This is a genomic window from Brevundimonas sp. FV1ye4L (assembly GCF_058681255.1).
In genome coordinates this window covers 2,384,201-2,398,280 of the sequence record NZ_CM178734.1, presented here as the reverse complement: position 1 = coordinate 2,398,280, position 14,080 = coordinate 2,384,201, and the positions used below count along the sequence as shown (strand labels likewise).

Annotated in this window: 12 protein-coding genes; 2 read left to right on the top strand and 10 right to left on the bottom strand. The window is 66.3% G+C overall.

Annotated features, from left to right (window positions below; all coding sequences use genetic code 11):
- Positions 1-50: 50 nt before the first annotated feature.
- The 3 genes from lpdA to ACW17X_RS11585 all read right to left on the bottom strand — a co-directional run bounded on the left by lpdA (position 51) and on the right by ACW17X_RS11585 (position 6,489).
- Entirely contained in the window at positions 51-1,457 is a 1,407-nt protein-coding gene (gene lpdA, locus ACW17X_RS11595) for a dihydrolipoyl dehydrogenase (RefSeq protein ID WP_492097533.1), read from the bottom strand.
- A 123-nt stretch (positions 1,458-1,580) separates the two neighbouring features.
- The gene (locus ACW17X_RS11590; RefSeq protein ID WP_492097531.1) at positions 1,581-3,626 is read right to left on the bottom strand and encodes a PAS domain-containing sensor histidine kinase; all 2,046 of its coding nucleotides are present in this window, start codon (positions 3,624-3,626) and stop codon (positions 1,581-1,583) included.
- Between the two features lie 55 nt (positions 3,627-3,681).
- Positions 3,682-6,489, bottom strand: a complete 2,808-nt coding sequence (locus ACW17X_RS11585) for a TonB-dependent receptor (RefSeq protein WP_492097529.1) — start codon at positions 6,487-6,489, stop codon at positions 3,682-3,684.
- Positions 6,490-6,729: 240 nt separating this feature from the next.
- Between ACW17X_RS11585 and ACW17X_RS11580 the strand changes: the two genes are divergently transcribed.
- The gene (locus tag ACW17X_RS11580) at positions 6,730-7,836 is read left to right on the top strand and encodes a phytase (protein WP_492097527.1); all 1,107 of its coding nucleotides are present in this window, start codon (positions 6,730-6,732) and stop codon (positions 7,834-7,836) included.
- A gap of 2 nt (positions 7,837-7,838) precedes the next feature.
- Here the strand turns inward: ACW17X_RS11580 and ACW17X_RS11575 are convergent, their stop codons facing one another.
- The 5 genes from ACW17X_RS11575 to chvI all read right to left on the bottom strand — a co-directional run bounded on the left by ACW17X_RS11575 (position 7,839) and on the right by chvI (position 11,370).
- Positions 7,839-8,111, bottom strand: a complete 273-nt coding sequence (locus ACW17X_RS11575) for an HPr family phosphocarrier protein (protein WP_271164989.1) — start codon at positions 8,109-8,111, stop codon at positions 7,839-7,841.
- Positions 8,108-8,512, bottom strand: a complete 405-nt coding sequence (locus tag ACW17X_RS11570) for a PTS sugar transporter subunit IIA (protein ID WP_135193946.1) — start codon at positions 8,510-8,512, stop codon at positions 8,108-8,110. Before ACW17X_RS11570 ends, ACW17X_RS11575 begins: the two co-directional genes overlap by 4 nt.
- Positions 8,513-8,631: 119 nt before the next feature.
- Complete coding sequence (locus tag ACW17X_RS11565) at positions 8,632-9,057, bottom strand: HPr kinase/phosphorylase (RefSeq protein WP_492097525.1); 426 nt, start codon at positions 9,055-9,057, stop codon at positions 8,632-8,634.
- Complete coding sequence (gene chvG, locus ACW17X_RS11560; protein WP_492088471.1) at positions 9,057-10,697, bottom strand: two-component sensor histidine kinase ChvG; 1,641 nt, start codon at positions 10,695-10,697, stop codon at positions 9,057-9,059. Before chvG ends, ACW17X_RS11565 begins: the two co-directional genes overlap by 1 nt.
- Entirely contained in the window at positions 10,666-11,370 is a 705-nt protein-coding gene (chvI, locus tag ACW17X_RS11555) for a two-component response regulator ChvI (protein WP_271164992.1), read from the bottom strand. Before chvI ends, chvG begins: the two co-directional genes overlap by 32 nt.
- Positions 11,371-11,570: 200 nt before the next feature.
- Between chvI and ACW17X_RS11550 the strand changes: the two genes are divergently transcribed.
- The gene (locus tag ACW17X_RS11550) at positions 11,571-13,277 is read left to right on the top strand and encodes a hypothetical protein (protein ID WP_492097523.1); all 1,707 of its coding nucleotides are present in this window, start codon (positions 11,571-11,573) and stop codon (positions 13,275-13,277) included.
- 3 nt (positions 13,278-13,280) lie between these two features.
- Here the strand turns inward: ACW17X_RS11550 and ACW17X_RS11545 are convergent, their stop codons facing one another.
- Positions 13,281-13,622, bottom strand: a complete 342-nt coding sequence (locus tag ACW17X_RS11545) for a TFIIB-type zinc ribbon-containing protein (protein WP_492097521.1) — start codon at positions 13,620-13,622, stop codon at positions 13,281-13,283.
- 270 nt (positions 13,623-13,892) lie between these two features.
- Positions 13,893-14,075, bottom strand: a complete 183-nt coding sequence (locus ACW17X_RS11540; RefSeq protein WP_492097519.1) for a hypothetical protein — start codon at positions 14,073-14,075, stop codon at positions 13,893-13,895.
- Positions 14,076-14,080 lie beyond the last annotated feature (5 nt).

Here is a 14,080-nt window from a genome sequence, read left to right as displayed (position 1 = left end):
GATCCCCGGGCGGGCCTTTTTCATTCAGAAGCCTGGCAAGTCGCGCCTGATCAGGCCTGCATCATCCAGCCTTCGACATCCATGGCCGCCTGACGGACGGCTTCTGAACGGGTCGGGTGGGCGTGGCTGGTGCGGGCGATGTCTTCCGAGGCGCCGCCGAAGCTCATGGTGATGGCGGCTTCGTGGATCATTTCGCCGGCCTGGGGGCCCATGATGTGGACGCCCAGGACCTTGTCGGTGGCGGCGTCGGCCAGCACCTTGGCGAAACCGTCGGTCTCGTGGTTGATCTTGGCGCGGCTGTTGGCGGTGAAGGGGAATTTGCCCTTCTTGTAGGCGACGCCGGCGGCCTTCAGTTGGTCCTCGGTCTGACCGACCCAGGCCACTTCGGGGAAGGTGTAGACCACGCTGGGGACCAGGGCGTAGTCGACGTGGCCGTATTTTCCGGCGATGGTGTCGATCACGGCGACGGCGTCTTCTTCCGCCTTGTGCGCCAGCATCGGCCCGTGGGTCACGTCGCCGATCACCCAGACGCCCTCTGCGACCTTGAAGTGGTCATGGTCGATGAAGCCGCGCTTGTCCGGCGTGACGCCGACGCTCTCCAAACCCAGGCCCTCGGTGTAGGGCCGGCGGCCGATGGCGACCAGGACCACGTCGCCCTTGAGGGTTTCAGCGGCGCCGCCGGCCGAGGGCTCGACCGTCAGCTCGACCCCGTCCTTGACCGACTTGGCGCCTGTGACCTTGGCGCCCAGTTTGAAGCTCATGCCCTGTTTGGTCAGGGTGCGCTGGAAGGCGGTGGCGACCTCGGTGTCCATGCCCGGCGTGATCCGGTCCAGGAACTCGACCACGGTCACCTCGGCGCCCAGACGGCGCCAGACCGAGCCCAGCTCCAGGCCGATGATGCCGGCGCCGATCACGATCAGCTTCTTCGGCACGGCCGGCAGGGACAGGGCGCCGGTGGAATCGATCACCTTGCCGTCCTCGAAAGCGACGCCGGGCAGGGGGGTGGGCTCCGAGCCGGTGGCGATGACGATGTTCTTGGCGTCCAGCGTCTGGACGGAACCGTCGGCGGCGGTCACCTCGACCTTGCCTTTACCGACGATCTTGCCCCGGCCCTTGATCCAGTCGGCCTTGTTCTTCTTGAACAGGAACTCGATCCCCTTGGTAAGGGCGGTGACGCTGTCGTCCTTGGACTTGTGCATCTGGCCCAGGTTCAGCTTGGGCTGGACCTCGATGCCGATCTTGGCGAATTCGCTGTTGGCCGCATCGAACATTTCCGACGCGTGCAGCAGGGCCTTGGACGGCATGCAGCCGACGTTCAGGCAGGTGCCCCCCAGGGTGGCGCGCATCTCGACGCAGGCGACCTTCAGGCCCAGCTGGCCGGCGCGGATCGCGGCGTTATAGCCGCCGGGCCCTCCGCCGATGATGACGACGTCGTAGGGAGCGGTGGCTTCGGCCATGATATCCTCTGGTCTTCTGGCGCGTGGGGGCAGGCGGGCGGACACTAGCGCCGACCCGGCAAGGGTCAACCGCCGCGCGTCATATGGGGCCTCGGAATCGACCTTTGCAGGGGGCGGCGGCGCTCAGGACGCGGTTTCTGTGGCCGTTTCGTCCGTGGAAGGCCGGTTTTCGACCCGTTCCGCGTCGGCACCTGGCGCCGAAGGCAGGGTGACGGAGACTTCCGCGCCTTCGCCTGGGGTGCTGTCGATGGCCAGGACGCCTTCGGACTGCCGCGCAAAGGCAAAGGCCTGCGACAGGCCCAGGCCCGCCGCGTCGGGGCGGGTGGTGAAGAAGGGCTCCGCAGCGCGTCTTACCGTATCGGCGTCCATGCCAGGGCCGGAATCGCGAACGCTCAGCCTCAGGCCGCCGTCCGCAAGGACCGCCAGACGAACCGCGACCGAGCCTGCGCCGTTCGAGGCTTCGACCGCGTTTCGGGTCAGGGCCAGAACGGCGGCCTCGAAGGCCGCAGGGTCGATCCGGGCGAAGGCGGGCTGGGCCGGGGTCTCGATCATCAGGTCGATGGCCGGTCCCGCCAGCAGACGCAGCTTGGACTCCAGCCCCGCCAGGAAGACGCCGATGTCCAGCCGCTGCAAATTGGTCCGGTCCTCGTCCTGGGAGAAGGCGCTCAGGCGCCGGGTTAGGCGTTCGCCGCGCTGACCGGCGGCCAGGGCGGCCTGGCCCAGGCGACGGACGCGCTCGGGCTCATCGACATGGCGCAGCATCAGGTCCAGAGCCGAAGTCATGACCCCCAGCAGGGCGTTGAAATCATGCGTTACGCCGCCCGCCAGACGGCCGACATTGGCCATGCGGCGCTCGGCCTCCAGTTCGGCGCGGACCAGGCGCTCGGCCCGTTCCGCCTGCGCCATCGTATCCAGCAAGGCCTGGTTGTGCGCGGCCAGGATCTCGCGTTCGCGCCGAGCGAAATCGGCCTGGGCCGCCTGAACCGCCGCCGCGACCGGATCGGAACCGTCTGCGCCGTTCTCGTTCTCCTGCGCCACGTCGCTCTGGGCCTCGATAGGGGGCGCGACATGGACAAACGGGGCCTCCACCATGGCGGAGCCGGCCAGAAGGATGGCGTCCGGCCGATCAGTCTCGTCGGTCAGCGGCAGCAGGGCCCAGCGGATGCCGGCGCCGTCGGCGTCGACCGTCTCGATGGGCGCCGGGCTCTCGTCCTCGACGGACAGGGCGGCGCGCAGGGCCTGTCGGCCCTCGGTGCGCCGGTCCAGCGGCAGGAACAGATCGGCGAAGTCGGATCCCGTCACGCCTTCGCCGCGACCCAGCATGATCAGGGCCGTGCGATTGGCCTGGAGGATGCGGCCTTCGGTATCGACCACGACCAGGGCGCTGGACGCCGCGTCGAACACCCGGTCGGCCAGGCTGGCCCGGCCCGCCGGCGGCGGAGGCGGCGGCGGCGCGGGTTCGATGGCCGGGGTGGTCAGGACGTCGGTCTCGACGATCGCCGCGATGGAGCCGGTGACCTGACCCCGGTCGTTCTCGATCGGCATGGCGGTGACCGAGACCAGCATCTTCTTGCGGGTCGCGGCGTTCATCATCAGGTGCTGGAAGCCCCGCACCGTCTGGCCGCGAAGGGCGCGGGCGCTGGGCAGCAGGTCGGCCGGGATCGGCTTGCCGTCCGGGAAGGTGATGCCCCAGGTCGCAGAGTGGAAGCGCAGGCCCAGAAGTTCGGCGTCGCGGCGGCCCAGCAACTGGTGGGCGGCGCGGTTGGCGAAGACGAACTTGCCGGTGCTGTCGGTCTCGACCATGGCCACGGGCACGGCGTTCATGGTCTCGAACAAGCGCTTGTCCGAGGACTCGGCGACCTTCTGGACCATGTCGAGCTGGTCGGTGGCGCTGGCGTGACGAGCGCCGTGGGTCACGGCGAACCACAGGGCGACGGCGGCTATGGCGTAGCCGATTACGGCCATGACGCCGAAGATCAGCGTCCAGTTGACCTCGCCTTCGAGGAACATCGATCGATCCGTCTCAATTTGGGGCGCGGCCCGCCCGTCCTCGGCCCGGCTGTGCAAGGGCTGAACCAGCGATCCGACGAGGGGGGAGTGCGGGAACAGCCTGACGACATCGACATGGGCGCCGTCAAGCGCCTGAGACGCGACTCGTTCGCCGCGCATGAAAAAAGGGCCGGACGTCGCCGTCCAGCCCTTTCGTGTTCTCAAGCCCAGACGCTTAGAGCTTGAAGCGGACGCCGACGAAGATGTTGTAGCCGAACTTCTCGTACTCGTAGGTGCGCTCGCGCGAGCCGTAATAGCGAACCCCGGCCGAGTCGGTTAGGTTCTTGGCCTCGCCGAACAGTTCGACCCCGTTGCCGAAGTCATAGCTGGTGGTGAAGTCCAACTGCTCGCGGCCTTCGACATACAGGTCCAGATCGGCGTCGTCCGCGTCGATCTCTTCCAGGTAGTCGCTGCGCTTGGTGTACGACAGGCGGGCGCTGAAGCCCGCCATCTCGTAGAAGATCGCGGCGTTGTAGTTGGTGTCCGACTGACCCGGCAGGGCGAAGGTGTCGCGGCCGCCGTAGGACTGGGCCGTTTTGATCTCGGCGTCCGTGACCGTGTAGTTGGCGAACACGCCGAAGCCGGACAGCAGGCCCGGCAGGGAGCCGAACTTCTGCTGCCAGTTCAGCTCCAGGCCTGCGATATGGCCGTCGGGCGCGTTGATCGGAGTTTCGAAGTCCGCGTCGTAAACCGTGCCGTCAATCGTCACCTCATCGCTGTACTTCAGAGTGTAGCGGTAGTCGGTCAGGTCCTTGTAAAAGGCGTTGGCCGACACTACGCCGAGCGAGGTGAAGTAGTACTCTAGGCCCATGTCGATGTTGTTCGACAGAGCCGGCTGCAGGTCCGGGTTGCCGATCTCGTACGAGATGTTGGAGCCGTCCGTTTCCTCGATGCGACGCGGGACGATCTCGTTGAACTCAGGACGCGAGATGGAGCGCGTGAGGGCGAAACGACCGATCAGTTGGTCCGAGAAGCTGTGGCGCAACGTCAGGTTCGGGAAGAACTCCGTATCATCGCGACTGACCGAAGCCGGACTGACGTCTCCATCGATCACCTTGGCGGCGTCGCCGTCGAACTTGGTATTCTCAACGCGCAGGCCGATGATGACATTCGTCGCGCCGACGTCGAAACGAGCCTGGGCGTAGCCGGCGAGAATGTCTTCCTGCGCCGTGTAGTCCGCAGTGATGGAGTCGGGCTGGCGGATCGGGGACGCGGCGCGCGCGCTGGCGAAGTAGGCGTCGGCAATGTCAGCGTCGAACTTGAAGCCGAGGTCATAGTCATAGTTGCGCGATTCACGGTCACTCAGCACCGAAGCCAGCGTGCCCGGGCTCGCCGAAGAGGCGCGGTTACGATAGCGCTGCTCGTCCGCATTGATCTCGCGGCTGTTGAACTTGGCGCCGAACTTCCACGTCACGTCGCGACCGGCGAACTGGCTGGGCAGCTCGAAGTTGGTTTTGAAGGCGACGTCTTCCTGCTCGGTGGTGTTCTCGCGGAAGGTGTTCTCACGGAAGGAGAACTTGGTCGGGTCGCGATAGAAGCCGGTCGCGTCGCTGAACACCGAATAGGTCGGCATATAGTGGTCGGTGGTGTTGTAGCTCAGCGTCGTGGCGCTGGAGCGATACAGCAGCTCATTGCGGTTCGGATAGCTCTGCTCGCTGTCGGCCCACGACAGGCTGGCGTCCCAAACGGCGCCGTTGTCGAAGGTCTTTTCGCCGCCCGCGACCAGGGTCGTGATATCGTTCTTCTGGGTCCGGTGACGCAGTTGACGCGTGATGCGAGCGCCGGTGTAGGTCGCGCTCGTGTTCGTGGCGCCGGGTTGCAGCGTGCCGTCCGAATAGATCAGGCCCAGCGTGTTGCGGTATTCGTCGTCTTCGAACTGGGCGAACGATCCGCGCAGATAGGCGCGGAAATCGTCGGTCGGGCGCCATTCCAGGGCGCCGGTCACGGCTTGGCGCGTGCGCTTGGTTTCGTAGTCCTTGAACAGGCTCTCTTCGAGCACGAACACGTCCTTGCCGTTCTGCTCTTCCTTGACCCAGGCGTTTTCGACGTTGTCGGGGCGGCGGTTGGTTTCGGAATAGCTGATCGACAGCAGAGCGCCGAAAGTGTCGTTTGCGAAGACGTTAGACGCCGTGGCGGCGGCGCGGGTGTCGGAACCGCCGTAGTCGTTGTAGCTGCCGCCGGCATAGCCGCTGAGGGCCAGGCGACGACGGTCGAACGGCGAACGGGTCTTGATGTTGACAGCGCCGGCGATGGAGTCGGCTTCCTGGCTGGGCAGGAGGGTCTTGGAGACTTCGACGTTGGCGACGATGTCGCTGGGCAGGGTGTCGAGATCGACCGCACGCGTGCCCGGATCGACCGACGGAACCTGGACGCCGTCTACCGATACGGCGGTGAAGGCTGCCGGCGCGCCGCGAACGTTGATGTAACGGCCTTCGCCCTGGTCCCGCTGGATGGCGATGCCTTGGACGCGCTGCAGGGATTCCGCGACGTTCGGGTCGGGATAGCGACCAATGGCGTCGGCGGACAAGACGTTCAGGGTGCCGTCGGCGTTCTTCTGCTGGTTCAGCGAACGCGCCACGCCGTCGGTGATGACGCCGGTCACGATAACTTCGCCGAGGGTAGTGGCGTCCTCACCGCCCAGCACAATAGCGACATCGGCGCCGCCGGAAACGACGGATACGGTCTGGCTGGCCGAGGGTTGGCCGATGTAGCGAACGTCGAGGGTGACCTCACCGGTCGGCAGGACCAGATCGAACTCGCCCTGGGTGTTTGTGACGGCGCGCAGGCCGACGCCGCGAACGACGACTTCGGCGCCCGGCAGAGCTTCGCCGGCGGCATTGGTGACTCGACCATGAACGACTTCACCGGCGACGGCGGTCGATGCGGCGATAGAAGCGACCGCCTGATCGGCATGGGCCGGCATGGCGGCCGTCACGGCGGCGAGCGACGCGAGCGACGCGCTCGCGAGAAGGTGCAGTTTCATCACGAAGTTCCCCATGCCGGGTTCAATCCCGACGAATACGGCGGCGCTTAACCGCGGCCGGCGAAGCGTTCGCGACGATTTGAAGACGTGATCTTCTCTGTTTTTGGTCGATTGAACGACGATTTGTCAGTTCTCAGATAAATCGAGGTCAAAACGACATGGAACCGTCATGACACCGGCATTGACCTTGACCGACCTGTTGTTGATCAGGGCGCGGAACGATCATTTTGGAGGACGGCCATGAAAGCCTTGTCTCGTGTCGCCGCGTTCGGGGCTCTGGTCTCCGCATCTCTGTTGCTGACGGCCTGCGCCACGCACGAGGTCGATTTCCAGGGCGAGGGCGAAGGCTTCGTCGGGCCGGGCGTCGAGGTTCAGGCCGTGCTTGAAACCCCTTCGGTCGGCACGGCCGGCCAGGACGCGGCCGATGATCCCGCCGTCTGGGCCTCGGCCTCGCCGGTGACGGTGATGGGCAAGACCACATCAGGCTTCGTCGCCGGAACGGACAAGAAGTCCGGCCTCTATGTCTATGGCTTCGACGGCCAGATCCTGCAGTTCATGCCGGAAGGCCTTCTGAACAATGTCGATCTGGTCGAGGGCTTGAGTGTCGGCGGTCGGCCGCAAGTCGTCCTGGGCGCCAGCGATCGGACGCCGGGCAAGACCGGCATCTCCCTCTATCTGTTCGATCCGGCGGGAACCGGTGAGAACGGCGTGCGGCCCTGGGGCGCCATAGCCACCGACGTGATCGAGCCCTATGGCTTCTGTTTCGCGCGCCGCGGGGCCGAAATCCATGCGGTCCTGGTCGGCCATGAGGGCGAGCTGCGTCAGTTCGTGCTGAGCGTGGACGCGGCGGGCCAACCGGTCTCGCGCGAGGTGCGCCGCGCCGAGATCGGCACGATTTCCGAGGGCTGCGCCGCCGACGAGGCGACGGACGCCCTCTATATCGCCGAGGAAAACGTCGGCCTGTGGCGCTACGGCCTCAATCCGGCGAGCGGCGCGGCGCGCACCCTGGTGCAGCCGATCGCCAAGGACATACTGGTCGCCGACGCCGAAGGGCTGACGACGCTGACGGACGGCGACAAACGCTATCTGATCGGCTCCAGTCAGGGCGACTCGACCTTCCCGGTCTGGCGCATCGACGGGACGGCGCCCGAGTACAAGGGCCGGTTCAAGATCGTGGACGGCGTCGTGGACGGGGTCACAGGCACGGACGGTCTGGCGGCGGCCAGCGGCGTGGTCGGTCCCTTCCCCGAGGGGCTGGTGGTGATCCAGGACGACGTGAACGACGTCGGAACCCAGAACTTCAAATATGTGGACTGGCGCGACATCCGCCGCGCCCTGGGGCTGTAAGCCTACTGATCCTCGTCGAATTTGCGGGCGACGAGGTCCGTCAGAGCCTCGATCGCTTCCTCGGCGTCGGCGCCCTCGGCCGCCACGTCAATGCTGCAGCCGATGCCTGCGCCCAGCATCAGCAGGCCCATGATCGAGCGGGCGTCCACGGTCACGCCATCGCGCGTGACATGGATTTCGCTGTCGAAGCTGGAGGCCAGTTTGACGAACTTGGCCGAGGCGCGGGCGTGTAGGCCGCGCGTGTTGCAGATGTTCAGCGTCGCCTTGACCGTCATTTTTCGCCCGCGAGCACCCAGGATGCGACCGAGATATATTTCCGCCCTGCGTCCTGGGCGTGGGCGACGCAGGATTCCAGCGTCTCGCGCCCCCGCACGCTGGCCAGTTTGATCAGCATGGGCAGATTCAGGCCGGCGATGACCTCGGCATGGGTCTGTTCCATCACCGAGATCGCCAGGTTGGACGGGGTGCCGCCGAACATGTCGGTCAGCAGGATCACGCCGTCGCCGTCATCGACGGCGGCGGCCGCATCGACGATGTCGCGCCGACGGCGCTCCATGTCGTCCTCGGGCCCGATGCAGATGGCCGCGACGCCGCGCTGCGGCCCGACCACATGCTCCATCGCCGATAGAAATTCAGAGGCCAGTCCCCCGTGGGTGACGATAACAAGGCCAATCATGAGAACTTCACTCGCATCCCACCCCAAACCATCCCCGGACTTCCCCGTGTCCGACAGGGAGGCCGGACGCGCCCGTTTGGGACCGCAAGGGGCGTGTCATAGACCCGTTATGCGCGGGTTCAAAGCGTCTGAAACGCGACTGTGACCATATCGACCGCCGAGGCGGGGCGAGGATCCAGCGCCAGAAGAGGCAGGTCGATCCCGCAGAAACGCCGGGACTGCGGCTCAGGCAGGCGTTCCACCGCCTCGGGCAGGCAGGCGACGGCCAAGACGATCCGGGCCGTCAGCCGTGTCCTGACGGACACGATTCCCACGCCCCGGGCCTCGATGCGCCCGGCGATCGCAGCCGGCGCCGTGGCGTAAAGCCCCCCGCCGGAGCCCCAGACCTGGGTATAGTCGTCACTGACGAGCCGCCATCCCCGCCCGATCAGCCGCAGGGCTAGGTCGCTCTTTCCGGCGCCGGACGGCCCCAGGATCATCACGCCCTTCCACGTCCCGCCGCGGCGGACGGCGACCGTGGTGGCGTGGAGGGGCGGCTCCGGCATCATGGCCGGCGGCTCGGACCGAAGGCGGAAGGCAGGAGTATTTCGAACCGCGCGCCGATCACAGCGCCGCCGTCATCCGACCGGTTCGAGGCCGTCACCACCCCGCCATGCGCCTCGACGATCTGTTTGACGATCGACAGACCCAGGCCCGAGTTCGAACCAAAGGCCGTCCCCTTCGGCCGCGAGGTGTAGAAGCGCTCGAAGACGGTCTCCAGGTTCTCAGGCGGTATGCCTGGGCCCTGATCTTCAACCCGGACACGGATCGGCAAATCGCCGTCGACCTCCTCCAGCGCCACCCGGACCTCGCCATCGGCCGGACTGAAGGATCGGGCGTTGTCGATCAGATTGCGGAACACCTGGCCCAGCGGACCGTCGCGGCCCGCCACCTTCAAGGTCTGGGACGGCCGTTCGAACCGGACGGGGATCTCGCCCGGCCGCGCCGTCGTCTCATAGACACTGACGATGTCGGCCAACAGTCGGTTCAGATCGATGGGCCGAGGGCGGTCGCGCGACAGTTCCGCGTCCAGACGCGAGGCGTTGGAAATGTCGGTGATCAACCGGTCCAGGCGCCGCACGTCTTGCTGCAACAGACTGGTCAGCTTCTCCCTCTGGGCGTCGGTCTTGACCAGGGGCAGGGTTTCCAGCGCGGAGCGGATCGAGGTCAGGGGGTTCTTGATCTCGTGCGACACGTCGGCGGCGAACCGCTCGATGGCGTCCATGCGCGTAGACAGGGTGTCGGTCATGGATTCCAGCGACCGCGCCAGATCGCCGATCTCGTCCTTGCGCTCTTCCAGATCGGGCAGGGAGATGGCCCGCGCGCGCTGCAGCTTGACCTGATCCGCCGCCGCGGACAGCCGCATGATCGGCCGCGCCACGAACAGGTGCAGCACCAGGGACGCCAGCAGATTGACGGCCAGAGCCACCAAAGCGAAGGGCACCAGGGCGCGCCTCTGGTCGTCCAGGATTTCGTCCACATTGCCCGCTTCCAAGGTCAGGACGCCCAGAACTTGGCGAACATGGCGGATGGGGATGGAGACGGACACGACCCGGTCACCGGACTCGTTGCGCCGGACGGTCGTCTGGGGCTCGCCAGCCAGGGCGCGTTCGACCTCGGCGGCGACCTCGGCCTCGACCTGTCGCCTGTGTTCTGCGTCACGGTCGGTCTTTTCGGCCTGGTCCGCAGGCAGGGGGAAGCCGGCCGGATGCGCCGGCGGCAGGGCCTGGCCGGGAATATTCTCGGTCACCTCATAGCTGTCGATGACCGGCAGGCCGTTGATGTCGTACAGCCGCACCCGCTGGCCGGTCGGCACGAAATTATCGCGCAGCCAGTTGGCGGCCTGCCCCACGTCGAGCTCCGGCGTCGGCACCCCGCGACTGATGCCCAGTTCGCCCAGCACATTGCCGAGCAACTCCGCCTGGACAGTCAGGGATTCCTGACGGGCCTGGATCAGGCCCTGGCGCCATTCGTTCAGCACCAGGGCCCCGCCGAACAGGATCAGCAGGCTGAGAAGATTGAGCGCCAGGATAAACCCGCCCAGCCGCGATCCGCCGAAGCGAAGCCTCGGCCGGCGGACAGGCTCCTCGTCGGGCTCGCGCCCGTCGGGATGATCAGCTTTCGCGGTAGCGGTAGCCGACGCCATACAGGGTCTCGATCGCGTCGAACTCATTGTCCACGGCGCGGAACTTCTTGCGCATCCGCTTGACGTGGCTATCGATGGTGCGGTCGTCGACATAGACCTGATCGTCGTAGGCGGCGTCCATCAGATTGTCGCGGCTCTTCACGAAGCCGGGGCGCTGGGCCAGGGCCTGGAGCAGCAGGAATTCGGTGACGGTCAGCTTCACCGGCTTGCCGTCCCAGGTCGATTCGTGGCGGGCCGGGTCCATGCTCAGCTTGCCGCGCTTGATCGCCTTGCCCGACACCTCGGCCGAGGGTTCGGGTTCGATCCCGTCGGCGCCTGTGCGGCGCAGCAGGGCCTTGACCCGTTCAATCAGAAGCCGCTGGCTGAAGGGCTTGTGAATATAGTCGTCGGCGCCGAGGTTGAAGCCGAGGATCTCGTCGATCTCCTCGTCCTTCGAGGTCAGCATGATCACGGGAATCTGCGAAGTCTGACGCAGGCGGCGCAGCACTTCCATCCCGTCCATACGCGGCATCTTCACATCGAGGATAGCCAGGTCCGGCGGGGTGCTTTCCAGCGCCGCCAGGCCCGAGGCCCCGTCATGATAGGCCGTGATCTTGTGGCCATGACTTTCCAGCGCCAGCGAGACGGACGCCACGATATTCTCGTCGTCATCGACCAGGGTGATATTGGCCAAGGTGGTCTTCTCCTGAACTTCCCGTTCCCGCGAACGAGAACGCACGGCAAGCGTAACCGTTCGATCACGGTCACATTAGGGCCATGGCAGATGGGCCGCCAAGCCGCCGATTTCAACGATAGACGGATCGGTTTCCGTCGGCGCAAAGAAAATTCACCATGAAAACTCCGTTTTAAAGGCTTGGACCCCACGGTCCACGGATGGCCGGTCCGATTCACTACGAAGTCTATATCCGCAGGACGGTTCCGGCCTCCTGGTCCCTGTTGATCGCCACCGAGGACCGCAAACACGCGCTCGAGACCGCGGAAGACCAGTTGTCCAACCGGCTGGCCGCCGCCGCCCGCGTCACCAAGGAGACGCTGGACCCGGACACGGGGGAGTTCAACAGCCTCGCCATCCTGACGATCGGCGCGCCTGAGGAAAAGAAGAAGCCCAAGCCGACCGAGGCTGCTCGCCCAGCCTGCAGCGCCCCGGCCGAACTCTATACGCCCCATGCGCGCGCCCTGATCGCGCGGGTGTTGGAGGACTGGCTGAAGCGGCAAGGGGTGACGGCGTTCGAGCTTCTGCACCGGCCGGACCTGGCCGAGCGGCTCGACGCCTCGGGCGTGGAGCTTCAGCACGCCGTCCAGAAGGTCGCTGTGCCGGAAAGCCAGGCCAGCGGACAGGATCTGCACGCCGTCGTACGGCATTATCAGCGTCTCGCCGAGGAGTCGGTCGCCCGCCTGATCAAGGCCGGACGGGCAGGCCTGTTCCCCTCGTTAAAGAACCAGTCGATCGCCGACCTGGCCCATCGTCTGATCGCGACCCAGGATCGGACCTTCGTCATGGGCGGCGTGATCGCCCACGGCCTGGCCGATCGCAAGGGTGCGCGCGACCGGCTGGACTGTCTGATGGATATGGTCGAGGCCGCCCCGGCCGAGGGGCCTCCACGCGTCCTTGTTCTCGGCGCGGTGGAGCAAATCGTCTCCGAAATGTTGGCGGTGCGTTCCAATCTGGCGGAGATTCTCGGTCCTTCGCTGGATCATGGCGCCAGCCTGGCCGCCGTGGTGCGCATGGTCGCCCCACGCGAGGTGGAACGGCTAGTGGGACTGGATCCCCGCATGGCTCTGATGACCCCGGTAGTCGAGGGACCGGCGGCGCGTCTTGGTCAGGGTCTGGCGAACGGCTACTTCCCCAAACTGTCGACATCCCTCGCCCGAATGGTGACGCGCGAACTGGCTAGCCAGCGTCGCCTCAGGCCCAATGACGCGGTCGGAGAGATCGATATCCTGCGCACCCTCGCCATGGCCCTGACGGCGGCGGCGGGGCGTCTGCTAACCCTGGAGGAGGTGCAGAACGCCTTCGTGGACCGCTCAAAGAGCCTGGTCACCCCCGAATTCGTCGCCGCCTATGTCAGCCGGTGCAAGACGGTCCTGTCGGAGGCCGAGTATCTGACACGACTGTGCGAAAACGTCACCGGCGGCGCCAACAAGCGGGCGGCGGCGCGCTGGCTCAGCGCCTGCGTGACCTCGCTGAGGCTGGAAAACGAGATGCGCCAGACGACGGCCGGCGGGCCAAGCGTGTCGCAGAAACTACTGGTGCTCGCTCGACTTCAACGGTCGGTGCGCGCCGTGCAGTTGGGAGAAATCGACGAAAGAGAAATATCGACTGCGATCGGCGTCCTGGGCGGAACGCTGGAGGCGGACGCCGGCCTGCTGACCCAGATCGGACGGGCCCAGGCTACGCCGGTGCAGAAGCTGACCGCCCTGATGAAGATGATCACCGGCGAGACTGCGCCGCTTGGACCGGCGGCGGACCGGGCGCGCAGCGAAGCCGTCAAGATGCTGCGGCTGCCTGAAATCCGCGACGCCACGGCCGGCGAAGCGGCGCTCCAGGCCATGATGCAGGCTGCCGGTCTGAAGATCTGACCGTCAGTCGAAGATGTCGAAGATGCTGTCCCGCTTCTTCTTGTAGCGATAATCGTCGTCGTCCCGACGGCGATCATCGCGATAGCCGCGATCATCCCCGTACGGCCGTGCGCCGCCACCCCAGGGCTGAGCTTGGGGTTGAGGCGGCGGAGGATAGGCTTGAGGCGTCGCCTGTGGCGCGGGCGCGGAGGCCCTTCCGTCCTGGGCCGCCGACTCCATCAGCTTTTCCAGTTCGCCTCGATCAAGCCAGACGCCGCGGCAGGTCGGGCACATGTCGAACTGCACCCCGTCGCGATCCAGGGTCTGCATCGAGGAATTGTCGTTCGGGCACATCAGAAGCGGCATGAGGTCTCCACACGGATCAAGAACAGGTTCAAGAAACGGGCGCCGATGCGAGGGATCCGAGGGGGCGGTCCGTTCGCATCGGCGCATCCGTACGGTGCGACATCGCATCGTCGCGATCCGGCGAGGCAGGGGAACACTCGCCGTTCGCGGCGACGCCAGAGGGGCCCGTTCCGCCCCTTCAAGCTAGGCGCCGCGAGGCCGCCCCGCCATGCGTCCTGGCGCCACAGGGGGCGGCTGCCCCAAGGCGCAATAGGCCTTTTCGTCCGGGGCCTAGCCCCGCTTGGACGCCTTGCGGAAGGCCGGCTGGGCCATGGCGACATTGCGCGCCGAGACGGTCTTTTCCTCGGCCTTGGCGCCGACCTGGGCGTTGAACCCGTGGCCGGTCTTGGCCTTCTTGGCGGCGAGCGCCTGTTTCAGCTTGTCGGCGGCGGTCGGTGTCGGTTGATCATTCATGCCGC

Bases quoted from the DNA above. Each gene is read 5' to 3' on its own strand.
- ACW17X_RS11570 (WP_135193946.1), bottom strand. From the start codon at position 8,512: ATGATTGGCCTTGTTATCGTCACCCACGGGGGACTGGCCTCTGAATTT.
- ACW17X_RS11580 (WP_492097527.1), top strand. From the start codon at position 6,730: ATGAAAGCCTTGTCTCGTGTCGCCGCGTTCGGGGCTCTGGTCTCCGCA.
- ACW17X_RS11585 (WP_492097529.1), bottom strand. From the start codon at position 6,489: ATGAAACTGCACCTTCTCGCGAGCGCGTCGCTCGCGTCGCTCGCCGCC.
- chvG (WP_492088471.1), bottom strand. From the start codon at position 10,697: ATGGCGTCGGCTACCGCTACCGCGAAAGCTGATCATCCCGACGGGCGC.
- ACW17X_RS11545 (WP_492097521.1), bottom strand. From the start codon at position 13,622: ATGCCGCTTCTGATGTGCCCGAACGACAATTCCTCGATGCAGACCCTG.
- ACW17X_RS11565 (WP_492097525.1), bottom strand. From the start codon at position 9,057: ATGCCGGAGCCGCCCCTCCACGCCACCACGGTCGCCGTCCGCCGCGGC.
- lpdA (WP_492097533.1), bottom strand. From the start codon at position 1,457: ATGGCCGAAGCCACCGCTCCCTACGACGTCGTCATCATCGGCGGAGGG.
- ACW17X_RS11590 (WP_492097531.1), bottom strand. From the start codon at position 3,626: ATGCGCGGCGAACGAGTCGCGTCTCAGGCGCTTGACGGCGCCCATGTC.
- ACW17X_RS11575 (WP_271164989.1), bottom strand. From the start codon at position 8,111: ATGACGGTCAAGGCGACGCTGAACATCTGCAACACGCGCGGCCTACAC.
- ACW17X_RS11550 (WP_492097523.1), top strand. From the start codon at position 11,571: ATGGCCGGTCCGATTCACTACGAAGTCTATATCCGCAGGACGGTTCCG.
- ACW17X_RS11540 (WP_492097519.1), bottom strand. From the start codon at position 14,075: ATGAATGATCAACCGACACCGACCGCCGCCGACAAGCTGAAACAGGCG.